The following is a 23064-nucleotide window of genomic DNA, read 5'->3' on the forward strand; positions in this document are numbered from 1 at the left end:
ACCGTCACGCGTCGCTCGACCGTCGCGCAGGCGGTTGAGGATTGTTTGCCGGATTGGTGTCGAACCTGACCACGCGCTCGATTCCGTCATGGCCGACCAGCGCGAGCAGCTCCGATTCCAGCGGATCGGCGATCTCCCTTTCGTAGACTTCCTCACCGTCGACATAGACGGTGAAGGACCGCAGGTATCGGGACTTTTTCTCCGGATTCGCGATCGTCTCCCGCGTCCATTCATACAGCGGGTACTTTTCCGGGCCGCATCGTTCTGCTTCGCTCACATAGTCAGCGAAAGCGTCGAACTGGCACTTCAACGATGCGTTGTGATTTCGCAGCACATCGCGAAGCGGCCCGAACGACGTGCACGCGGGGTCACCGCGCAACGTTGCGCCAAGCTCCGCCGATACTGCGATCCTGAGCTGAAATTGCCAAGTGTCTGCCACGATGTTTGCCTCGCTGTCGCAGGGATTCGATGGGACTTTGCCATGAATGCGGAAGGCATTCCATCCGGCAGAATACATGGCCGGTCGCATCGGGCCGCACGCTCGGGCGAGACCGCCTGCGCACGAAAAGCGTCCTGGGGGCCAGCACCGGCCCGTTATTAGCGGAAGCAGGTCCTTTTAGCACGTGACATGCAGAATCGCATTGGTTTCCCGCGTGTGCTCCTTCAGTCGCGCAATCGCTTCCTCCGTCGGCACGATGACCAGTTCGACATTGCGGCGCTCGGCCTCCCGCTTCACCTGATCCATCACCGGCAACGCACCGGTGCCCGTGCCGATCACGAGGCGCCGGCAGTTCCACGGAATGTCCTCGGCCATCGACAGCGGCGTATGTCCGAACGTTTCGCGGAACGCCTTGGACGGCTTCTTCTTGCGTTTGCGAACCTGTCCGCGGTCGATCACGACATCATGCAGGTAAGTCACACCGTCTATGCGGATGGAACCGAAGGAAAATGCTTCGAAGCGCATGGTCGCCTCCACGCTCAAACGCCGACGCGGATCGGGATCCGCCTTCGGCCGAACGATGCACCGTATCGTTCGAACCGGCCGGCCACCGGTGTGCGGCACGTGGGACAGACACCGTCGTCCGTCAGCCGATAACGCTCGATTCGATACCAGTCGCGCACGATGAGCGCGCGACCACATCCGGAACAGAACGTGGTGTCGCCGTCGACGTCGTGAACGTTTCCCGTGTAGACATGACGCAGCCCCTCCGAAAGCGCGATCGCGCGTGCGCGGGTGAGCGTGGCGGGCGGCGTGGGGGCGACGTCGGTCATCCGGTAATCGGGATGGAATGCAGTGAAATGCAGCGGCACGTCGTCACCGAGCGCGTTCCTGATCCACTGCGCTTCCGCGCGGATTTCCGCGTCGCTATCGTTCTTGCCGGGGATCAGCAAGGTCGTAATTTCCAGCCAGACGCCGGTTTCGTGCCGCAGATATTGAAGCGTCTCCAGCACCGGCGCCAGGTGGCCGCCCGTGACCCTGACATAGAAATCTTCGGTAAACGCCTTCAGATCGACGTTGGCGGCATCCATGGTCGCGTAAAAATCGCGTCGCGCCTGCGGCCCCATATACCCTGCCGTCACGGCCACCGTCATGATGCCGCGGGCGTGGCAGCTGTCTGCCACGTCCATCGCGTATTCGGCAAAGATCACCGGGTCGTTGTACGTAAAAGCAACGCTCTTGCAGCCATACGCATCCGCCGCTTCGGCGATCGCGTCCGGGGTCGCAGCGTCGGCGAGCGTATCCATGTCGCGCGACTTGCTGATGTCCCAGTTCTGGCAAAACTTGCAGGCCAGGTTGCAGCCCGCCGTCCCGAACGAGAGCACGCTGGTACCGGGGTAGAAATGGTTGAGCGGCTTCTTTTCGATCGGATCGACACAAAACCCCGACGAGCGGCCATAGGTGGTCAGTATCATGCGGTCGTCGATCCGCTGGCGCACGAAACACGCGCCGCGCTGCCCTTCATGCAGGCGGCAGTTGCGCGGACACAGGTCGCACTCGATGCGCCCGTCGTCCAGGAAGTGCCAGTATCGGCCCGGGAAGAAGGATTCCTTCATATCGATGAAGCGCCGGATGCGTCGGCACTCCACGATCATTATCGACCCGATCGGAAGCGCTGCCCACTTCGGTATTCGCCGGGCAACGCACACGCCGAACGCGATCGTTGAACTCCGGTGTCGGCGGCATATAACACAAATTGCAGAGCGTGCCTTCTCTGCGCACGGGCTTGCAGGGCCACAGCCCGACACCCGCAGGCGCACCCGCCCTGTGCCGCCCCATATCGCGCGCGCTATTCGCCAGCAGTTGAAGAACAACTCCGGGCAACCCGCCGAACAGCGGAGGTGTCCGCGTACTCCCGCTCGCGCCCATCACGCGAACCGGCATGCGATTCGCACAGTTTCGCGAGCAGGCATTCGGATCAGCGAATTGCCCGAGAGAAGGACTCGGGCAACTGGCTCTGTGTCCAAGGAGTCGCGAAATGAAATCAGGTCTGACGTTGATCGCAGTCGGTGCTTTGCTTCTCGCGGCTGGCCTCTCGACCGCCAAGGGTGGGCGGGAGGTGCCGGCTTACATGCACGAGACAGTGCAGGATAGCGGTCGAAAGATGATGGAAGACAACGCCAACGCATCAGCGCAGGCGGTCACGGACATGTCTTATGGCGGCGTTCCCGAGACGGGAACCTCGTCAAGCGGCGCTCGCGACCGGTCTTGCGGGGCCGGATCGTCGTGCGCGTCGTATCGCGGCCGATAACGCTTGAAATCCGGCGTACGGCGTGGAAAGGCGGGCCGCTTGCGAGACGATGTCGCGACAGGCGGTCCGGCGCATACACATTGCGCTGACCGCAAACCAGCCACGCCGTCGCTGACGTAGCGAATCAGTGATGCCGGTCGATCAAACGGCCGGATGCACTGCGCGCGCCGCGTCGTACGCCCACTTGCCCCTCGCGCCACCTCTCGCTTCGCACCGATTACCCGCCGTCCGGCGAGCTTCCCGCGTTCTTTGATCCATGACATGAAGTGCCTGCTTAATTGTTTCCATTTGGTAGGCCATCGGGAACAATTGATCTGACGAAATCAACTTCAAACGCGGAATTCGACGAATTCAGTGTGGGTTTGATCGGCACGTTTCGCATGCGGGAATCGGCAAAAACGGCTCGATTCCTGAGCACGCGCAAATTCGGTCGTCACGAGCGATCGACAGCAAAACTGAACAATAAGGCGGGAAGCGCGATGAGAATCTTTGTCGAAAATCTCCAGCCTGAAGTCACGAGAGAAGAGCTTCAGGACTTTCTATCCCGGTACACCGGCCAGCAGTTCACCGATATCCAGTTCATCGGCCAGACGGGCTTGAGGCCCGGCGCGCTGATCGACGTCGACGGCGCGAACTGGAGCGTGCTCGCGGAAATCCGCCGACGCCTGGACGGCATGTACTGGAAGCGTCGCCGGCTCGGCATCTGGCTCTTTTCGTTCTGGGACCGCGTTGACGCCGCCGAGGCGCGGCGTCAACGCGAAGCCCGGACACAACCCGCACGGAGCGCACCGATGACGACGCTCCGCCGCTAGCGCCCGACACGGGCCCACCTCTTCGGATTTCCAACAACGCGCGTTCCGCCGGACCGCGCATGCCAGCGGCAAAACGCCGCGCTCCGCCACGCCGGTGGCAGCGCGATGGCCGCGTGCACGCCGCGTGTTTTGCGCGAACGCGAAGCGAGGAAACATCATGGCTGAAGTGACTCAAGATCAAGACGCCGCGGCCACACCCGCCGCCGCGCACAAACTCCGGCTCGGCGCGCTGACTGCGCTCGTGGTCGGGTCGATGATCGGCGGCGGCATCTTCTCGCTGCCGCAGAACATGGCCGCGACCGCGGAGGCCGGCGCGATCCTGATCGGCTGGGCAATCACCGCGATCGGGATGCTCACGCTCGCATTCGTGTTCCAGACCCTCGCGAACCGCAAGCCGCAGCTCGACGGCGGCGTCTACGCTTACGCGCAGGCCGGCTTCGGCGACTACATGGGCTTCTCGTCCGCGTGGGGCTACTGGATCAGCGCGTGGCTCGGCAACGTCGGTTACTTCGTACTGCTGTTCTCGACGCTCGGCTACTTCTTCCCCGTGTTCGGCGAAGGCAATACGCCCGCCGCGATCGCGGGCGCGTCGGTGCTGCTGTGGGCCGTGCACTTCCTCGTGCTGCGCGGGATCAAGGAAGCGGCGTTCATCAACCTCGTCACGACCATCGCGAAGATCGTCCCGCTCGCGCTGTTCATCCTGATCTGCGTGTTCGCGTTCAAGCTCGACGTGTTCCGCACCGACATCTGGGGCCACGCGCATCCGTCGCTCGGCTCGGTGATGACCCAGGTGCGCAGCATGATGCTCGTCACCGTGTGGGTGTTCATCGGCATCGAAGGCGCGAGCATCTTCTCGGCACGCGCGGAAAAACGCAGCGACGTCGGCCGCGCGACCGTGATCGGCTTTGTCGGCGTGCTGCTCATGCTGGTGCTCGTCAACGTGCTGTCGCTCGGCATCATGACGCAGCCGCAGCTCGCGAAGCTGCAGAACCCGTCGATGGCGGCCGTGCTCGAGCATGTCGTCGGTCACTGGGGCGCGATCCTGATCAGCGTCGGCCTCGTCGTGTCGCTCGTCGGCGCGCTGCTGTCCTGGGTGCTGCTCTGCGCGGAAATCCTGTTCTCGGCCGCGAAGGACCACACGATGCCCGCGTTCCTGCGCAAGGAGAACGCGAACCACGTGCCGGCGAACGCGCTCTGGATCACCAACGTGATGGTCCAGGTGTTCCTGCTGATCACGCTGTTCTCGCAAAGCACCTATCTGTCGCTGATCTATCTCGCGACGTCGATGATCCTGATTCCGTACTTCTGGTCGGCCGCCTACGCGCTGCTGCTCGCGGTGCGCGGCGAGACCTATGAAGCCGACCCGCGTCAGCGCCGCAACGACGGTTTCGTCGCCGCACTCGCCGTGATCTATGCGGTGTGGCTGCTGTATGCGGGCGGCATCAAGTACCTGCTGCTGTCCGCACTGCTCTACGCACCGGGCGCGCTGTTCTTCGCGAAGGCGAAGCGCGAGCTCGGCAAGCCGGTCTTCACCGCCGCCGAAAGGCTGATCTTCGCGGCGGTCACCGTCGCTGCGCTCGCGGCGGCCTACGCGCTCCATAGCGGGCTCCTCACCCTCTGACCGAAAAGGCAACCAACATGACCCATACCGTTCCTCAAGTCGGTGTCCATTCCGAAGCCGGCAAGCTGCGCAAGGTGCTCGTGTGCTCGCCCGGACTCGCGCATCAGCGCCTCACGCCGAGCAATTGCGACGACCTGCTGTTCGACGACGTGATGTGGGTGAACCAGGCGAAGCGCGACCACTTCGACTTCGTGTCGAAGATGCGCGAACGCGGCGTCGAAGTGCTGGAGATGCACAACCTGCTGACCGAGACCGTCAAGAACCCGGCCGCGCTGAAGTGGATCCTCGATCGCAAGCTCACGCCGGACAGCATCGGCATCGGCCTCGTCGGCGAGGTGCGCGCGTGGCTCGAAAGCCTCGAGCCGCGCACGCTCGCCGAATTCCTGATCGGCGGCGTCGCGGCGAGCGACATCCCGGGCGCCGGGCGCTCGCAGGTGCTCACGCTGTTCCGCGACTATCTCGGCAAGTCGTCGTTCGCGCTGCCGCCGCTGCCGAACATGATGTTCACGCGCGACACGTCGTGCTGGATCTACGGCGGTGTCACGCTGAACCCGATGCACTGGCCCGCGCGCCGGCAGGAAACGCTGCTCGTCACGGCGATCTACAAGTTCCATCCGGCGTTCGCCGACGCGCAGTTCGACATCTGGTACGGCGACCCCGACCGCGATCACGGGATGGCGACGCTCGAAGGCGGCGACGTGATGCCGATCGGCCGCGGCGTCGTGCTCGTCGGGATGGGCGAGCGCACGTCGCACCAGGCGATCGGCCAGCTCGCGCAGTCGCTGTTCGCGAAGGGCGCGGCCGAGCGCGTGATCGTCGCCGGCATGCCGAACTCGCGCGCGTCGATGCACCTCGACACCGTGTTCAGCTTCTGCGACCGCGACCTCGTGACGATCTTCCCGGAAGTCGTGAACCGGATCGTGCCGTTCACACTGCGCCCGAGCGACAACGCACATGACGGCATCGACATCGTGCGCGAGGACCAGCCGTTCGTCGACGTCGTCGCACAGGCGCTCGGACTCAACGCGCTGCGCGTGGTCGAGACCGGCGGCAACGATTTCGCGGCCGAGCGCGAGCAATGGGACGACGGCAACAACATGGTGTGCGTCGAGCCGGGCGTCGTGATCGGCTACGACCGCAACACGTATACGAACACGCTGCTGCGCAAGGCGGGCATCGAGGTGATCACGATCAGCTCGAGCGAACTCGGGCGCGGCCGCGGCGGCGGCCACTGCATGACCTGCCCGGTCCTGCGCGATCCGATCGACTACTGACACATGCATCGCGGCGCCCCGGCGCCGCGCCCCCCGACACCGAGTGGAGAAACCACATGAGCTTCAACCTGCACAATCGCAACCTGCTGAGCCTGATCCACCACAACACGCGTGAGCTGCGCTACCTGATCGATCTCGCGCGCGACCTGAAGCGCGCGAAGTACAGCGGCACCGAGCAGCCGCGCCTCGTGCGCAAGAACATCGCGCTGATCTTCGAAAAGACGTCGACCCGCACGCGCTGCGCGTTCGAGGTCGCCGCATACGACCAGGGCGCGAACGTCACGTATATCGACCCGACGTCGTCGCAGATCGGCCACAAGGAAAGCATGAAGGACACCGCGCGCGTGCTCGGCCGGATGTACGACGCGATCGAGTACCGCGGCTTCAGCCAGGAGATCGTCGAAGAGCTCGCCCATCATGCGGGCGTGCCGGTGTTCAACGGCCTCACCGACGAATACCACCCGACGCAGATGCTCGCCGACGTGCTGACGATGCGCGAGCACAGCGACAAGCCGCTGCACGACATCAGCTATGCGTATCTCGGCGACGCGCGCAACAACATGGGCAACTCGCTGCTGCTGATCGGCGCGAAGCTCGGGATGGACGTGCGGATCGGCGCGCCGAAGTCGCTGTGGCCATCCGCCGAGCTCGTCGCGCAGTGCGACGCGTTCGCGGCCGAAAGCGGTGCGCGCATCACGCTGACCGAAGACCCGCTCGAAGCGGTCAAGGGCGTCGATTTCATCCACACGGACGTGTGGGTGTCGATGGGCGAGCCGGTCGAAGCGTGGGACGAGCGGATCAAGGCGCTACTCCCCTACCAGGTGAACCGCAAGCTGATCGAATCGACCGGCAACCCGCGCACGCGCTTCATGCATTGCCTGCCCGCGTTCCACAACTGCGACACGAAGGTCGGCAAGCAGATCGCCGAACGCTATCCGCATCTGAAGGACGGCATCGAAGTTACCGACGAGGTGTTCGAATCCCCGCGCTGCATCGCGTTCGAGCAGGCGGAAAACCGCATGCACACGATCAAGGCGGTGCTCGTGTCAACACTCGGCGGCATCTGACGCGTTCCACGCGCACGGTGCGCGATCGCGCGCCGTGAGCACCTTCAAGGAGAAACACGATGCGTATCGTCATCGCATTGGGCGGCAATGCGCTCCTGCAGCGCAATCAGCCGATGACCGAGACCCAGCAGCGCGAGAACGTGAAGATCGCGGTCGCGCAGATGGCGCAGATCGCGCCCGGCAACGAACTCGTGATCGCGCACGGCAACGGGCCGCAGGTCGGCCTGCTCGCGCTGCAGGGCGCGGCCTACACCGCAGTCGCGCCGTACCCGCTCGACGTGCTCGGCGCGCAGACGGAAGGAATGATCGGCTACCTGATCGAACAGGAAATGGGCAACCTGCTGCCGCCGGACGCGCCGTTCGCGACGCTGCTCACGCAGGTCGAGGTCGATCCGGCCGATCCGGCGTTCGATCATCCGACCAAGCCGATCGGCCCCGTCTACGCGCGCGAGGAGGCCGAACGGCTCGCGCAGGAAAATGGCTGGCGCATCGCGCCGGACGGCGACCAGTTCCGCCGCGTGGTGCCGAGCCCGCGGCCGCGCCGCATCTTCGAAATCCGGCCGATCAAGTGGCTGCTCGAACGCGGCACGATCGTGATCTGCGCGGGCGGCGGCGGCATTCCGACGCGCTACGACGCGAACGGCAAGCTCACGGGCGTCGAGGCGGTGATCGACAAGGATCTGTGCGCGGCGCTGCTCGGGCGCGAATTGCACGCGGACCTGCTCGTGATCGCGACCGACGTCGACGGCGCGTATATCGACTGGGGCAAGCCGACGCAGTCGCTGATCGAGGCCGCGCATCCGGACGAACTGGAGCGCCTCGGCTTCGCGGCCGGCTCGATGGGGCCGAAAGTCCAGGCGGCGACCGAGTTCGCGCGCGAGACCGGGCAGGACGCAGTGATCGGCTCGCTCGCGGACATCGTCGCGATCGCAGAAGGCCGCGCCGGCACGCGCGTCAGCACGAAGGTCGACGGGATTCGGTATCGGAAGCCGCAATATCAGATATCGAAGTAAAGATAGAACTCCCACGGATGCGGCCGCAGCCTGACCGCATCGACTTCCCGCGTGCGCTTGTAATCGATCCAGGTCCGGATCAGGTCGTCGCTGAACACGTCGCCTTTGCGCAGGAACGCGTTGTCGGCTTCGAGCGCCTGCAGCGCGGCATCGAGCGAATCCGGCACCTGCCGGATGTTGCGCGCCTCTTCCGGCGGCAGATCGTAGATGTTCCGGTCGAGCGGATCGCCGGGATCGATCCGGTTTTCAATGCCGTCGAGACCGGCCATCAGCATCGCGGCAAACGCGAGATACGCATTCGCGGACGGATCGGGACAGCGAAACTCGACACGCCGTGCGTTCGGCGCATCCGAATACATCGGGATGCGCGCCGCGGCGGACCGGTTGCGCTGCGACATCGCCAGATTCACCGGCGCCTCGTAGCCGGGCACCAGCCGCTTGTACGAGTTCGTCGTCGGCGCGCAGAACGCCATCAGCGCCGGCGCATGCCGCAACAGGCCGCCGATGTACCAGCGGCACAGGTCCGACGTCAGCGCCCATCCGAGCGCGTCGTAGAACAGATTGCGTTCGTCGTCCCACAGGCTCTGGTGACAGTGCATGCCGCTCGCGTTGTCGGCGAACAGCGGCTTCGGCATGAAGGTTGCAACTTTGCCGTGCCGGCGCGCGACGTTCTTGCAGATGTACTTGTAGATCATCACGTTGTCGGCCATCCGCGTGAGCGTCGCGAACCGCATGTCGATCTCGTTCTGCCCGGCGGTCGCCACTTCGTGGTGGTGCACCTCGACCTGTACGCCCGCCTGCTGCAGCGTCAGCGCGATCTCGGATCGGATTTCCTGCAGCGTGTCCTGCGGCGGCACCGGAAAATAGCCTTCCTTGTAGCGAGCCTTGTAGCCGAGATTGCCGCCGCCGTACGCGCCTTCGTCGCGGCCCGTGGCCCAGTCGCCCTCGGCCGATTCGACGTAGTAGTAGCCGCTGTGCTGATCCTGTCCGAAGCGGATCGAGTCGAAAATGAAGAACTCGAGTTCGGGCCCGAAATAGCAGGTCGTCGCGATGCCGGTCTGCACGAGATAGGCCTCGGCCTTTTTCGCGACATAGCGCGGATCGCGCGAATACGGTTGCCGCAACACGGGATCGACGACGTCGCAGATCAGCGACAGCGTCGGCGTGCTGCAGACCGGATCGATGAACGCGGTGGCGGGGTCCGGCCTCAGCAGCATGTCCGACTCGTGGATCTCCTGGAAGCCGCGAATCGACGAACCGTCGAAACCGATTCCGGCTTCGAACAGGCCTTCGTGAACCTCGGGGAGCGTGATCGAGAAGTGTTGCCAGAGTCCGGGCAGATCGGTGAACTTCAGGTCGACGATCTGGATATTGTTCGCGTGCACCTGATCGATGACGTCGTTCACGCTTGCGGGACGGACGACGCGATAGCTGCCCGCATCGACCGATACGCCGGGAGGCGACCGGGGTGTTGCAGGTGCATTGGGCATGGACGTTCTCCTCTTCTGGCCCTTTGCCGATGATCCAGCCTGGGTTGGTCAGTGCGCGACAGCAACACGGATCCGCGCGCACCGGCGGTCAGTCAGTAATCCTTCCTCATGCCGGCCAGGCGGGCCTCGCCTGCATCCCTGGCTGCGGCCGCCGTGCCGAACGTTTCGTCCGACACGAACGCGCGCCTGACATTCTGCTCATCGAAATCGATGACCGAGATGACCCAGACAAACGCGCCCGCGTGCTCCGCGGTTTGCACGAAAGCGCGCAGGTTGCCGCTGGTTTCTGCATTCATGGCGATCTCCCGACAAAGAGTGAACGACTCGAACATTCAGATGAACCGGCACACCGGGCGGCCGCCGCCATTCCGGTTGCGCTTGAAACGTGGCGGACGCATGCGCGCGCCACGAGCGTGACAACGCCGCGCGTCGCGCCGGGACCGGATTGCATGCACATTGATTTTAGGCGTCAACCGTGCGTCGCGGACACGACCTGCCCGGTAATGTCTTCCACCACGCACTTGCGGAACGCCTGCGCGACGACCGCTGCGTGCACGCCGCCACTCGGATCGCGCCCCATTGCCTGAAGCGTTTCGGCGACCCACCCCGGACTCACGACATTCACGCGCAGCCGGCCTTTCAGCTCGAGCGCCGCCGCTCGGGCGAACGCTTCGACGCCGGCATTGACGATGCTCACCGCGGCGCTGCCCGGCATCGGGTGCTGGGCGAGCAGCCCGCTCGTCAACGTGATCGACCCGCCCGGCGTGATGCTCGCGATGCCGCAGCGCACCAGGTTCACCTGCCCCATCAGCTTGTTCGCGAGGCTGAACGCGAAGTCGCCGTCGGCAAGTGTGTCGAGTGGCGCGAACCTCGCGGTACCGGCCACGCAGACCACCGCATCGAGCGGCGCCGCATGCTCGTACATCGCGGCGATCGACGCCTTGTCCGAGATGTCCACCGCGAGGGTCGACCCTTTGCGGCTCGCGCCGATCACGTCGTGTTCCGCCGACAACAGGTCGACGATTTCCTTCCCGAGGAGCCCTGTCGCTCCGACGACCAGGATGCGCATACATCCTCCTATACTCACAGGTGGACGAACTTCCATTCTGTCGCTGCGCCCGGGCAGATGCAATGCGAGCATGCCGGTTCGCCCATTGACGGGGCAACGTTGTTCCGGCACGTCGGGGAACGTCGTATGAGCGTGAACGATCGATTGCTCGAGACCCGGCTCGTCCGCGTGAGCGGACGGGTTCAGGGCGTCGGGTACCGCGAGGCCTGTGTGCGGCACGCACGCGTGCTGAACGTGACGGGCTGGGTGCGCAATCGGATGGACGGCTCCGTCGAGGCGATGCTTCAGGGCGCCCCGGCGCAGCTTGCCGACATGTGCGACTGGATGCGCGACGGCATGTCCGCCGCGCTCGTCGAGAAGCTGGAGATGACGGAGGTGGCGCCGCCGTTTGCCCGTTTCGACGCATTCGAGCGGTTGCCCACGCTGTAGCGCACCACGCTGCGCAACGCGACGACGCCAGATGGCCGCCGTCCGGCGCGCGGAACCGACCGGACAGGAGACAAGCAGATGGTTACTTCCATGTTACGCCAGGCCTCCTTGCTACTCGCCGGGCTCGCATGCGCGGGCTCGATGACGCTGGCGCAGGCGGCACCGATGACGTTTTCCGTGCCGCTCGCGGGCTCGCAGGAAGTCCCGCCCGTCCAGACCCAGGGCACCGGCAACGCCGACCTGACCTACGATCCGGACACCCGCGTCGTCAAATGGAACGTCACGTTCAGCGGCCTGTCGGGCGCCGCCACAATGGCGCACTTCCACGGCCCGGCTCCGGCCGGCACGAATGCGTCGCCGGTGGTCTGGCTGTCGCAGAAAGGCGCGATGTCGGCCGAGAGCCCGCTCACCGGCCAGGCGACGCTGTCGCCGGCCAACGCGCAGGCGCTGCTGACCGGCAACCTGTATATCAACGTGCACACCAAGGATCACCCGGACGGTGAAATCCGCGGCCAGGTGGTGCCGCCGAAGTGAAACTGAAAGGCAGCTGACATCCGGCGTTCAGAGATAGCGGGCTGCGCATTCGACGCGTGCCGCTCACTTTCGCGTTCCGGCATGGCTGCCCCCCATCGACTCGAGCAGCGGCCGCAGCGCGTCGAGCTCCGCGCCGAACCCGGCCCAGTCGCCCGCCTTCAGCCGTTCGATCGCGCGGTCGTAATGCGCGAGCGCGTCGCGGGCGCGCGCGTCTGCCGCGCCCGGCGCCGGCGCGGCCGCCTTCGCCGTCGCCGTCTCCTTGAACAGCGCCGCAAGGGCCTCGCTCAATGTGTCCTCCATCACGACGCGGTCGCCATACGCAGCGATCACGCGCTTCAATTCCGGGAGCTGCCCGGACGCCGCGCGCAGATAGAGCGGAGAAACATAGAGGATCGAGTTCTCGATCGGCACGACGACGAGATGGCCGCGGATCACGCGCGAGCCCATCTGGTTCCACAGCGAGATCTGCTGCGAGATCTCGGTGCTCTGCTGGATCCGCGCCTCGATCTGGAACGGCCCGTAGACGAGCTTTTCCTTCGGGAACGCATAGACGATCAGCTTGCCGTACTCGGGCGGATCGCAACGCGCCGCCAGCCACGCGATCATGTTCTCGCGCTGGCTCGGCACCATCGGCAGCATCAGCACGAACTCGGCGCGCGCGTCGCCCGGCAGGCGCATCATCGTGTAGTACGGCGGCATCTGCGTGCCGGACGCATCGCCACCGTCGATGTCGCTCAGCGAGCGCGGAAATTGCCACAGATCCTCGCGGTTGTAGAACACTTCCGGTGCATCCATGTGGTACGCGCGGTAGAGGTTCGCCTGGATCAGGAACAGGTCCTCCGGGTAGCGGATATGCTGCCGAAGGTCTGGCGGCATCGCGGCGAGCGGCTTGAACATGCCCGGAAAGATCCGCTGGTAGGCCCGCACGATCGGATCGGCCGGATCGCTGACATAGAAATCGACCGTGCCTTGGTATGCGTCGACCACGATCTTGACCGCGTTGCGGATGTAATTGCTGCCGTCGTCGACGCCCGGCGGCGCGTACGGGAACCAGTGGCTCGTCGTGTACGCATCCTGCATCCAGAACAGGCGCCCGTTACTCACGACGAGATACGGATCGCGGTCGAGCGTCAGGAACGGCGCTATCGTGCGGATCCGGTCGCGGATGTTGCGATGAAACAGGATCCGGCTGTCCTGCGTGACGTAATGGGTCAGCAGGATGTTGGGATCGTCGAACTGCCACGCGAACAGGCTGCGCCGCGCAACGCCGCCGATCGCGACGCCATCGCGCCCGCGATAGGTCGTGTAGATGTTGCCGTCCCCTTTCGGGTAGTCGAATTCGGGCACGCTGCCCTTCACGATCACATAGCCCTGCTCGCCCTCTCCAAAATAGAGCCGCGGTTCGCTGATCGCCGGCCCGCCGTCGGCGACGGGCGGAATGTCCCGCAGATACAACGACGGCAGGCCTTCCGTGGATTTCTCGGTGACGGGCGACATCACGACGCCGCTGCCGTGCGTGAACAGCAGATGCAGGTTCACCCAGGTCCGCGCGTTCCCCGCGAGCATCGACGGCTCCAGTTCGCGCGCCGACAGCAGCACCTGCCGGTAGCCGGATGCGAGCGGATAGCGGTCGATGTCGACCGCGAAGAACTTGTAGTAGGTGCGGATCTCCTGCAACTGCGCGTAGGTATCCATCAGCGGCTGCACGTCCCACAGCCGGATGTTGTCGATGGTCGCGCGATTCGCCTGCAGCGACGGGAGCGTCAGCCCCTGCTCGGCCGAGAACGGCAGCACCGCAATCTGCGCGAGGCCGTAGGCCTGCCGCGTCAGCGCGATGTTGTGCGCGATATAAGGCGTCTCCAGCTGCAGCTCGCTCGGCTTCACGTAGAAGCGCTGGAACAGCGCGGGATAGACAATGCCGAGCGCGAACGAACTGCCGAACACCAGCAGCGCGGCGGCGGCCGGCAACCGATAGCCGGGCCGGCGCAGGTTGGCCGCCAGCGCGGCGGCCGCCGCGATCGCCAGGCCGATGAGCAGCCATCGCACCGGCAGCACGACGTGGACGTCGGTATAGCCGGCGCCGACCACGACGCCGTTGTTGTCGTAGAGCAGCAGATAGCGGCTGAGCCACCACGACCATGCCTTCAGCAGGAAGAAGAGCGCGAGCAGCACGACGCCGTGCGTCGCGGCAGCGGACGAGAACCGCTTCGGCAACCGGCGCACGATGTCGCCGCGCACCCAGTAGACGCCGCCCGCGACGACCGCGCAGCTGATCAGCAGTTGCAGCAGCCAGTTCCTGATCGTGAGCAGGACCGGCAGCGAGAACACGTAGAAGCCGATGTCGTTGCCGAAGATCGGATCGCGCTGGCCGAACGGCACCTGATGCAGAAAGCGCAACGCGATGTCCCAGTGCGACATCGCGTTGCCGGCGATCACGAACGCGAGGAAACCGGCGGCCACGCCGACGACCAGGCGCCATGGAATTTGCGCCGCGAACTTTTCGGCGATCACCCTGATCACTTCGTCCGCACGCGTCGGCGGCTCGGTTTCCACTTGCCAGATGAACGCGGGCGTCGCGTAGCGATGCGCGAGCAGGCCCGATGCGCCGATCGTCGCCGCCGACACGACGAACACGACGACGAACAGCAGCACCCTCGTGAGCAGGATCGTCCAGAAAACTCCCGCGTAGCCGACCGACGAGAACCATAGCCAGTCGACCAGCACGCCGGTCACGCGTCCGACGGCGATCAGGAGGGCGATGACGATCGCGGCCACGATCGCATAGCGTCTCAGGCGCGGCGCGGAGGTCGGTTGCGGGCGCATCGAGGTTCCTTTGCCGGCGCGTCACGCGCAGCGGCTGCGACCGGACGGTTGTGCACTGCCGATCCGCCAGGATCGCGGCTGGCCGGATTCTTCATGCTACGCCTGTCGCCGGCGAACGGCCATCAGGCGTTATCCGGGAACGCGCCGAACAAGCGAAATGAGCGGATGACACGCGACGGATTCCGTGCTCGACGCGCCGGAACGTGATGCGACACAGCGCGCGTTCACGGTTTTGGGGACCGTTTGCACGCGCTTCGGCCGCGGATCACAATGGTCACGGGTGCGGCTTGCCGCGCCGGAACCGACGGCGGGACGGACGGAGGGCGACATGGACGATCCCCATGACCTGCAGCGCTTTGTCGACGCACAGGATCCCGTGTATGCGCAGGTCTGCGACGAGCTGAAGAGCGGGCACAAGCGAAGCCACTGGATGTGGTTCGTATTTCCGCAGATCGAAGGGCTCGGAGACAGCGCGATGGCGCAACGCTATGCGATCGCGTCACTGGACGAAGCCGACGCATATCTTCGGCATCCGGTGCTCGGCGAACGGCTGCGCGCGTGCACGCGGCTCGTCAACCATGTCGACGGCCGCTCGATCCAGGAGATTTTCGGCTATCCGGATTACCTGAAATTCCGGTCGTCGGTCACGCTGTTCGCGCAGGCGACCCGCGACAACGCGGTATTCATCGAGGCGCTCGACAAGTACTTCGGCGGCGAAGCCGATCACGATACGCTCGCGCGGATCTAGCTGCGGCGTGTAACGATCGTTCGCGTCGCATCGGTGTCGCGCAAGCGACTCGATGCGGTTGAATTGACGCGTCAGCTCTCCCAGACAACCGCCTTCCCCAGCTTCTCCCATGCGTCGGCGTGCGGCATGTAGTGCGCCTCGATTGCGCTTCGCCGAATCTTCAGTGTCGGCGTGAGCATCGCGTTGTCGACGGTCCATGCTTCGCCGACCACGACGACATATTGCAATCGTTCGTGGGATTCGACGGCGGCATTGATGCGTTCGCGCAGCGCATCGATCTCTGCGGTCAGCACCGCGCGATCGAGCGTTCCTGCCGCGATCGCGTCGTACGTCTCGGCCGACAGTTGCAGCAACGCGAACGGCATCGCACGACCCGCGCCCGCCACACATGCCGCTTCGACGCCGGCCAGGCCGAGCAGCTTCTGCTCGATCGGCTGCGGTGCGACGTATTTTCCTTTTGCAGTCTTGAAGATGTCCTTGACCCGTCCGGTGATCGTGAGGAAGCCATCCGCATCGATCCTGCCGAGATCGCCCGTGCGCAAGAAGCCGTCCGGCGTGGTCTGCGCCGCAGTGAGCTCGGGCAGCCGGTAGTAGCCGAGCATCTGCCCGGCGCTTCTGATTTCGAGTTCGCCATTCTCGGCAATGCGCGCGTCGACGCCGGGTTGCGGCTGGCCGACCGTGCCGGCGCGCACATGCCCCGGACGGTTCACGTACAGGAGCGCGCATTCGCTCATCCCGTAGCCGTCGAGCAATTCCAGCCCGATGCTGCGATACCACTGCATCAGATGCGGCGGCATCGGCGCGGTGCCGGTCACCACGATGCGCGCCTGATCGAGCCCGAGTTCGCACCGTATCCTGTGCTTGATCCGCGCGCCGACCCACGGCAGCGCAAACAGGCGCGGCTGCAGCGGCGCGGGGATTTTTTCGCAGACGCGAAGGTGGAACTTGTTCCACAAGCGCGGCACCGACAGGAAGAGGGTCGGCCGCGCACGCTTCAGGTCGTCGGCGAACGTTGCCAGCGAATTAGCAAAGAACACCCGGAACCCGAACCCGAGCGACGCGGCCTCGACGACGGCGCGCTCGGCCATGTGCGCCAGCGGCAGATAGGAAAATCCGCGCTCGTCCGACGTGAGGTTGAACCCGTCGATTTGCTGGATCGTCGGGAACAGCACGGCCATGCTGCCGTGGGAATGCATCACGCCTTTCGGTTCGCCGGTCGAACCCGATGTGTAGACGATCGTGCACAGTTCGTCGCGTGACGGCCGTCGCGCATCGACGAGCGGCGCATGCGCCGCCGTGATCTCCTGCCACTGCGGAAAGGCGCCGCGCGGCGAGAGCGGCAGGCCGAGCATCGGCAGGTCTGGCGGGAGTTGCGTACGGATGTTCGGCCAGTTGTCGCTGACACCATCGAGCTTGCCGAGTATCAACAGCTTCACATCGCTGTGGGCGAGCACAAACCGTACGGATTCCGCACTGAATGTCGGATACAACGGCACGCTGACCATGCCCGCGAGCATGATCGCGAGATCGGCCATGATCCAGTGCGCGCTGTTCTTGCCGAGCAGCGCGATGCGGCTGCCTGCCGGAAGATCGAGCGACGCAAGGTAAGCGGCCGCGCGCCGCGCCTGATCGCCAACCATCCCCCACGTGTAGTCGACGACGGCGCCATCCGGATACGGCTGCGTGAGATATACGTCGTCACGTCGCTCGGCTTCCCATTTGAGGAAGCGGTCCAGCAGGATCGCGCTATCCGGAATGGTCATTGATGACATCGCTCGCGGGTTGCATACCTGGCGCCGACATCGCACGCAAGTCGCATACCCGCTCCGGCGACGGGCGATCCGGCGGCAAGCCGAACGATTGCCTTACATTCGGGCGCGGAAAAACCGCGCGAAATGTATCGCCAATGCAACGTCGCGTGACGCGTTTTGTGCCCGGCGCGTGCGCGGCGTCTCGCGAAGCAAACCGCCTGAAGAATGGCTCGTCGCCATCGCAATTCCGCGCCGCAGCAAAGCGGCCCCGCGTCACGATCGATCGCATCGACGTAGCCGGGCACACGTTACACGCACCGCGCTGCCGCTCGGCTTCACCCGCGCGTCTGGCAGACCGCCCGATTTTCGCCAATAATGGCCGAACAACCACTACTGGACGATGGCGGCCATGGATTACCATCCCGAAGCCATCCGGACGATCGCGCTGGTCGGCCACGCCGGAGGCGGCAAGACATCCCTTGCCGAAGCGTTGTTGTACCAGGGCGGCGCGATTCATGCGGCCGGCAGCGTCAGTCGCGGCACGGCGCTATGCGATTTCGACGCGCTCGAGCGCAAATATCACCACTCGCTCAGCTCCGCCGTCACCCACCTCCACTATCAGGACACCCGCATCTACCTGCTCGATACGCCGGGCTATCCCGATTTCACCGGCATGTCGCTCAGCACGCTGCCCGCGGTCGAAACGGTGGCCATCGTGATCAACGCGCGCACCGGCATCGAAATGAAGACCCGCCGGATGATGGCGTATGCGCAGCAACGCAATCTGTGCCGGATGATCATCGTGAACGGCATCGACGCGGAAAAGATCGATCTGCCCGGGCTGCTCGCGCAGATCCAGGAGCTGTTCGGCAAGACCTGCCTGCCGATCAACCTGCCCGCACACGGTGGCAACGACGTGGTCGACTGCTTTTTCAACCCCGCGGGCGAAGCCGATTTCCATTCCGTCGAAGCCGCGCACAACGCGCTGATCGATCAGGTGATCGAACTGGACCCCGCGTTGATGGAGCTGTATCTCGAGCAGGGCGAGGCGATCCGTCCGGAACAACTGCACGAGCCGTTCGAGCGCGCATTGCGCGAAGGCCACCTGGTGCCCGTCTGCTTCACGTCGGCCGCCACCGGCGCCGGCGTCGCGCAGTTGCTCGACGTGTTCGTGCGCCTGCTGCCGAACGTCACCGAAGGCAATCCGCCGCTCTTCTACCGCGAAGTGGACGGACGCGTGGAAACGGTGAAGGCCGAGCCCGATGCCGACAAGCACGTGCTCGCGCACGTATTCAAGATCGTGAGCGACCCTTACCTCGGCAAGCTGGCCGTGTTCCGCATTCATCAGGGCACGGTCAGGCGCGACAGCCAGCTCTATGTCGGCGACGGTCGCCAGCCGTTCAAGGTCGCGCATCTGCTGATGCTGCAGGGCAAGGAACACCTGGAAGTCCAGCGAGCCGGCCCCGGCGACATCTGCGCGGTCGCGAAGGCCGACGACATCGACTTCGATGCCGTGCTGCACGATGCGCCGGAAGACGGCAACATCCACCTGACGCCGCTCGAATTCCCGACGCCGATCTATGGTCTCGCGATCGAACCGGCGCGCCGCGGCAACGAACAGCGTCTGTGGGAGGTGCTGCAGAAGCTCGCGGCCGAAGACCCTTGCCTGACGATCGGCCACCCGGCTGGCACCAATGAGACCGTCGTGCGCGGGCTCGGCGAGCTGCACCTGCGCTACATGCTCGAACGGCTCACCGACCAGTACAAACTCGACGTGGTGACGCGGCCGCCGACGATTGCATGGCGCGAAACCATCGGCGGCAAGGCCGAAGGCCACCACCGCCACAAGAAGCAGACCGGTGGCGCCGGCCAGTTCGGCGAGGTCATGCTGCGCGTGGAGCCGTTGCCGCGCGGCGACGGGTTCGAGTTCATCGATGCGGTCAAGGGCGGTGCGATCCCTTCGCAGTTCATTCCCGCGGTGGAGAAAGGCATCCAGCAGGTGATCGACAGCGGGCCGCTGGCCGGCTTTCCGATGCAGGACGTGCGCGTCACCGTGTTCGACGGCAAGAGCCATCCGGTCGACTCGAAGGAAGTGGCGTTCGTTACGGCCGGGCGCAAGGCATTCATCGACGCGGTGCTGAAAGCGCGGCCGATCGTGCTCGAGCCGATCGTCGACATCGAGGTGACGGCGCCGGAAGCGGCGATGGGCGACCTGATCGGCGACCTGTCCGCGCGGCGCGGGCAGGTGCACGGCACGCGCACGGTGGGCGGCGATACGATGGTCATCACCGGCAAGGTGCCGCTCGCCGAGCTCAACGAATACCAGTCGCGCCTGAACGCGATCGCGGGCGGACACGGCAACTACAGCATCCAGCTGAGCCACTACGATCCGGTGCCCCCCGCTCAGCAGGAGCGGCTGGCGGCGCAGCACAAGAGCCGGGGCGACAGCGCGGAATGAGTCCGACGGAACCCGTCCCATGCGCCGCCTCGCATCTTCCATCCTGATCCTGCTGCCCTGCGCCGTCGGCATCGCGGCGCAGGCCGGCGCAGAGGAGCGCGCGATGATACTGACCTCGCAAGCCTTCCAGGCGGGAGGCGAGATTCCGAAGCGTTACACCTGCAAGGGCGCGGACGTATCGCCGCCGCTCGCGTGGTCCGGCGTGCCGGCGAATGCGAAAAGCCTCGTGCTGATCGTCGACGACCCCGACGCGCCCGACCCCGCCGCACCGCGGATGACATGGGTCCACTGGGTCGTCTACAACATCCCGCCGACGGCCGCCGGTCTGCCGGAGGGCGTTGCGGCGAACGCGCTGCCGGCGGGCACGCTGCAAGGCGTCAACGACTTCCAGCACACGGCCTATGGCGGCCCATGCCCGCCGGTCGGCCGTCACCGCTATTTCCACAAGCTGTATGCGCTCGATACGGTGCTGCCCGATCTTCACCAGCCGACCAAGGCGGCGCTGGAGAAGGCGATGCAGGGGCATGTGGTCGCGCACACCGAACTGGTCGGCATGTTCCGGAGCTGATGCGCGAACGTTGATCTCAGTTGCGGTGGCTGACGATACTGTCAGCGATCTGAGCGTCTTGCACCGCGACGCCCGTCAAGTCCGCAACGGTAATTTGAATTTCGTCGGAATCGTCGCGCGCGCGGCCTCCCTGCCCAAGCACGTCACCGAGTTCCCGCAACACGTCCGGGGTGATCTGCCCGTCTGACAGCGCATGCGAGATTTCCCCATACTTACTACATTGCTCGATCGAATCGACGACGATAACGCCCGCTCTCGCTACAATCTCTGCATCCAGCTCCTGCTTACCAGGGCCGTCGGCGCCGACAGCGGTGATGTGAGTCCCCGCGGAGATCCATTCGGACTTCAGCAGGGCTTCGCGCGATGGCGTCGCCGTCACAATGAGGTTCGCGTTTCGCGCAACCGGTTCCGGGGTATCGTGAAACCTGACGTTGAAACCTTGCGCTGACATATCTGCCACGAAGCGCTCGCCCTGTTCGGCGTCCGGCCCCCAGGCGTGGACTTCGCGGCAGGTCGTAACGGGCTTCAGGTATTCGAGCTGGAATCGAGCCTGATCACCCGTCCCGATGATGCCGATACCGCGCACATTTCGCGGCGCCAATACTCGAGCGGCAAGCTGGCCGGCGATCGCCGTGCGAACCGACGTCAGCCATCCCCCGTCCTGCAGCAAGCCGACGGGCTCGCCCGTCTTTGCCGAGAAGATCATCACGAGGCCGCTGTTCGTAGGCAGACCTGATGCGGGATTGTTGTAGAAGCCGGCAGATACCTTGACCGCGAAAGTCTCCGCACCTTCGACATACGCCGACTTGATGCAGCAGTCACCGTTGGCCGCCGCGAAATAGAAGTTCTGAATCGGCGGAACGAGCACCGCTTTCCGCGAGTAGGCGATGAACCCTTTCTCGATCATCCGCACCGCGCGATCGGCGTCGAATCGCGCGACGATCTCTTCTTTGCTCCAGATCTTCATTTCACCGCCTCGATGAATTTTTCCAGCATGATGTTCCGGCCACAAAGAATCACTGCCACCGCACGTCCCTGGTAGCCGGGCGCGAGCTTCAGCATCGACGCCAACGCGACGCCCGCCGCGCCCTCCACCATCCAGCGGTCGGTCTGCGCGACCAGCTTCATTGCTGCCTTGATTTCTTCTTCGGTGACGAGACTCGTGTCCGAAATCACGTTCCGTCCGATGTCGAACGTGATGCTGTCTGGTTCGATCCCTCCGGCCGTGCCATCCGAAATCGTGTCGAGCTCTTCGCTCTCGACAATCTTCCCCGCCTTCAACGAGCTGTAGAGTGCCGTCGAATTGGCCGGCCAGCACCCCACGACTGCTGCTTCCGGAATCAGGCGGCGGATTGCCGTACCGACGCCGGAAATCAGCCCCCCTCCGCCCACCGACGCAAATACCGCGGCAAGCTTCGCGTTTTCCGCGCGCGCCTGCTCATGTATCTCGATACCGATCGTGCCTTGACCGGCGATCACATCGAGGTCGTTGTAAGGGGAAACGAACTTCATCTCCTTCAGTTTCGCCTGGCGAGCGGCTTCCAGTTCGACGCCGAGATTCGAGTCATCAAGGGCAATGACCTCCGCTCCGAGCGCACGGATGGCCTCGAGCTTGACGGGAGATGCCGTGCTCGCGGCGTAGACCGTGACCGGCACACCCGCGAGCTTGCCCGCAAGTGCCACGCCCTGACCATGGTTTCCGCTCGACACGGTCAGGACACCGTTTCGCCGCGTCTGCGGATCAAGGAGCCGCACCTTGTTCGTGGCACCGCGAAACTTGAACGAGCCGGTGTGCTGCAGGTGCTCGCACTTCAGATATACCTGGCACCCGGAAATCGCGGACAGCATCGGGCTGAACGTCAGCGGCGTCACTGCCACCTGCGGACGAATCGCGCGATGCGCTTCCTCGATCCGGTGAAACAAATCTTCTGTCACCCTTCACCTCTTAGCTCTTTCAGATAGTTGAAAATCGTCGCGCGCCCTAACGCAAGGACCTTTGCGACATAGTTCGCGGCGCTCTTTCCATTGAACGCACCTTCTGCATACAAGGCGGCAACGAGCTCGCGTTTATGCTCCCGTGTCAGCATCGACAACGCGAGCTTGCGCTCCTGCAACCAGTGATCGAGGAAGACATTCACACGATCCTGCCAATCGTCACGGAACAGCTTCTCCGGTTGCGGCTGCAGCACTGCGCTCGACAGCAACAATTCGAGTGCCTGCTTTGCCTGATCGAGAGCAGCCTGGTGAAAATTGATGCACATGACACCGACGGGCTCACCCGCCTCGGTCCGCAACACCGCACTGATCGAGCGGATCTTTCGGCCATCCCAGCCCAGCTTTTCGTAGGGGCCGATCACATTCTCCCGCTCGTCAAAACCGATTTCCTCGAGCGCCGAATCGTCGCCGACCTCCCGCTTGGACAAATTGTTCGCAACGTATGCGACCGTTTGCGTCGAGAGGTCGTGAAGCACGACTTCCGTATAAGGCTGGAACAGCAGCGCGATCGCATCGGCAACCGCGCGGTGCGGGGCAACCTGCCCCGTACCCGCCTGTCGTTTGCCGCGCTTCGTCACGCTCGTCCTGGTCCGATCGCTCGTCTTGCCAGTGGATCCGTTGGCGGGAGTTTGTGCTCTGCTCATGTCTGTTTTTCCGAATCG

The 23064-nt window shown here is 64.6% G+C and carries 22 protein-coding genes; 11 read left to right on the forward strand and 11 right to left on the reverse strand.

What is annotated here, in order from left to right; translation table 11 throughout:
- Positions 1-4 precede the first annotated feature (4 nt).
- The 3 genes from G3N94_RS02550 to amrS all read right to left on the reverse strand — a co-directional run bounded on the left by G3N94_RS02550 (position 5) and on the right by amrS (position 2148).
- Entirely contained in the window at positions 5-439 is a 435-nt protein-coding gene (locus G3N94_RS02550; RefSeq protein WP_205790617.1) for a hypothetical protein, read from the reverse strand.
- Positions 440-616: 177 nt separating this feature from the next.
- A complete protein-coding gene (locus G3N94_RS02555) occupies positions 617-976 on the reverse strand; it encodes an MTH938/NDUFAF3 family protein (RefSeq protein WP_346778634.1) in 360 nt (119 codons plus the stop codon).
- 2 nt (positions 977-978) lie between these two features.
- Positions 979-2148, reverse strand: a complete 1170-nt coding sequence (gene amrS, locus G3N94_RS02560) for an AmmeMemoRadiSam system radical SAM enzyme (protein WP_346778632.1) — start codon at positions 2146-2148, stop codon at positions 979-981.
- A 329-nt stretch (positions 2149-2477) separates the two neighbouring features.
- Here amrS and G3N94_RS02565 point away from each other — a divergent pair, with 329 nt between their 5' ends.
- The 6 genes from G3N94_RS02565 to arcC all read left to right on the forward strand — a co-directional run bounded on the left by G3N94_RS02565 (position 2478) and on the right by arcC (position 8537).
- Complete coding sequence (locus tag G3N94_RS02565) at positions 2478-2750, forward strand: hypothetical protein (protein ID WP_205790519.1); 273 nt, start codon at positions 2478-2480, stop codon at positions 2748-2750.
- A gap of 479 nt (positions 2751-3229) precedes the next feature.
- Positions 3230-3562, forward strand: a complete 333-nt coding sequence (locus G3N94_RS02570) for an RNA-binding protein (protein WP_205790620.1) — start codon at positions 3230-3232, stop codon at positions 3560-3562.
- A gap of 157 nt (positions 3563-3719) precedes the next feature.
- Positions 3720-5183 (forward strand): arginine-ornithine antiporter, encoded by a 1464-nt coding sequence (gene arcD / locus G3N94_RS02575; RefSeq protein ID WP_205790520.1) that lies wholly within the window; start codon positions 3720-3722, stop codon positions 5181-5183.
- Between the two features lie 17 nt (positions 5184-5200).
- Positions 5201-6457, forward strand: coding sequence for an arginine deiminase (gene arcA, locus G3N94_RS02580; RefSeq protein ID WP_205790521.1), 1257 nt, complete (start codon positions 5201-5203; stop codon positions 6455-6457).
- Between the two features lie 56 nt (positions 6458-6513).
- Positions 6514-7524, forward strand: a complete 1011-nt coding sequence (locus tag G3N94_RS02585; protein WP_205790522.1) for an ornithine carbamoyltransferase — start codon at positions 6514-6516, stop codon at positions 7522-7524.
- Between the two features lie 59 nt (positions 7525-7583).
- Positions 7584-8537 (forward strand): carbamate kinase, encoded by a 954-nt coding sequence (arcC, locus tag G3N94_RS02590; protein ID WP_205790523.1) that lies wholly within the window; start codon positions 7584-7586, stop codon positions 8535-8537.
- On the opposite strand, the gene glnA is transcribed toward arcC, so the two are convergent.
- The 3 genes from glnA to G3N94_RS02605 form a co-directional block, all read right to left on the reverse strand.
- The gene (gene glnA, locus G3N94_RS02595) at positions 8522-10027 is read right to left on the reverse strand and encodes a type I glutamate--ammonia ligase (RefSeq protein WP_205790524.1); all 1506 of its coding nucleotides are present in this window, start codon (positions 10025-10027) and stop codon (positions 8522-8524) included. The genes arcC and glnA overlap by 16 nt on opposite strands.
- 92 nt (positions 10028-10119) lie before the next feature.
- Positions 10120-10323: a hypothetical protein gene (locus tag G3N94_RS02600; protein ID WP_205790525.1), complete on the reverse strand. Its 204-nt coding sequence runs from the start codon at positions 10321-10323 to the stop codon at positions 10120-10122.
- 173 nt (positions 10324-10496) lie between these two features.
- Complete coding sequence (locus G3N94_RS02605; RefSeq protein WP_205790526.1) at positions 10497-11096, reverse strand: short chain dehydrogenase; 600 nt, start codon at positions 11094-11096, stop codon at positions 10497-10499.
- A gap of 126 nt (positions 11097-11222) precedes the next feature.
- On the opposite strand from G3N94_RS02605, the gene G3N94_RS02610 reads away from it, so the two are divergent.
- Complete coding sequence (locus G3N94_RS02610; protein ID WP_205790527.1) at positions 11223-11525, forward strand: acylphosphatase; 303 nt, start codon at positions 11223-11225, stop codon at positions 11523-11525.
- Between the two features lie 78 nt (positions 11526-11603).
- Positions 11604-12059, forward strand: coding sequence for a CHRD domain-containing protein (locus G3N94_RS02615; protein WP_205790528.1), 456 nt, complete (start codon positions 11604-11606; stop codon positions 12057-12059).
- A gap of 63 nt (positions 12060-12122) precedes the next feature.
- Here the strand turns inward: G3N94_RS02615 and G3N94_RS02620 are convergent, their stop codons facing one another.
- Positions 12123-14882 carry a UPF0182 family protein gene (locus tag G3N94_RS02620; RefSeq protein WP_205790529.1) on the reverse strand — a complete coding sequence of 920 codons (2760 nt, stop codon included), beginning with the start codon at positions 14880-14882 and terminating at the stop codon, positions 12123-12125.
- Between the two features lie 328 nt (positions 14883-15210).
- On the opposite strand from G3N94_RS02620, the gene G3N94_RS02625 reads away from it, so the two are divergent.
- On the forward strand, positions 15211-15630 hold the full coding sequence (locus G3N94_RS02625) for a DUF1810 domain-containing protein (protein WP_205790530.1): 420 nt from the start codon (positions 15211-15213) through the stop codon (positions 15628-15630).
- Between the two features lie 71 nt (positions 15631-15701).
- Here the strand turns inward: G3N94_RS02625 and G3N94_RS02630 are convergent, their stop codons facing one another.
- Entirely contained in the window at positions 15702-17393 is a 1692-nt protein-coding gene (locus tag G3N94_RS02630; protein WP_205790531.1) for an AMP-binding protein, read from the reverse strand.
- A gap of 397 nt (positions 17394-17790) precedes the next feature.
- Between G3N94_RS02630 and fusA the strand changes: the two genes are divergently transcribed.
- Both fusA and G3N94_RS02640 read left to right on the forward strand, forming a co-directional pair.
- Entirely contained in the window at positions 17791-19839 is a 2049-nt protein-coding gene (fusA, locus tag G3N94_RS02635; RefSeq protein ID WP_205790532.1) for an elongation factor G, read from the forward strand.
- Positions 19840-19942: 103 nt separating this feature from the next.
- Positions 19943-20407: a YbhB/YbcL family Raf kinase inhibitor-like protein gene (locus G3N94_RS02640; RefSeq protein ID WP_241021534.1), complete on the forward strand. Its 465-nt coding sequence runs from the start codon at positions 19943-19945 to the stop codon at positions 20405-20407.
- A 16-nt stretch (positions 20408-20423) separates the two neighbouring features.
- Here G3N94_RS02640 and G3N94_RS02645 read toward each other — a convergent pair whose 3' ends face one another.
- The 3 genes from G3N94_RS02645 to G3N94_RS02655 are packed head-to-tail and all read right to left on the reverse strand — an operon-like array spanning position 20424 to position 23046.
- A complete protein-coding gene (locus tag G3N94_RS02645; protein ID WP_205790534.1) occupies positions 20424-21374 on the reverse strand; it encodes an ornithine cyclodeaminase family protein in 951 nt (316 codons plus the stop codon).
- Positions 21371-22330, reverse strand: a complete 960-nt coding sequence (locus G3N94_RS02650) for a threonine/serine dehydratase (RefSeq protein WP_241021524.1) — start codon at positions 22328-22330, stop codon at positions 21371-21373. The genes G3N94_RS02645 and G3N94_RS02650 overlap by 4 nt, the downstream gene beginning before the upstream one ends.
- Positions 22331-22338: 8 nt before the next feature.
- Complete coding sequence (locus G3N94_RS02655) at positions 22339-23046, reverse strand: PAS domain-containing protein (RefSeq protein ID WP_205790536.1); 708 nt, start codon at positions 23044-23046, stop codon at positions 22339-22341.
- Positions 23047-23064: the final 18 nt, after the last annotated feature.

Origin of the sequence: Burkholderia sp. Ac-20353 (genome assembly GCF_017104785.1) — a bacterium.
Classification (GTDB): domain Bacteria; phylum Pseudomonadota; class Gammaproteobacteria; order Burkholderiales; family Burkholderiaceae; genus Burkholderia.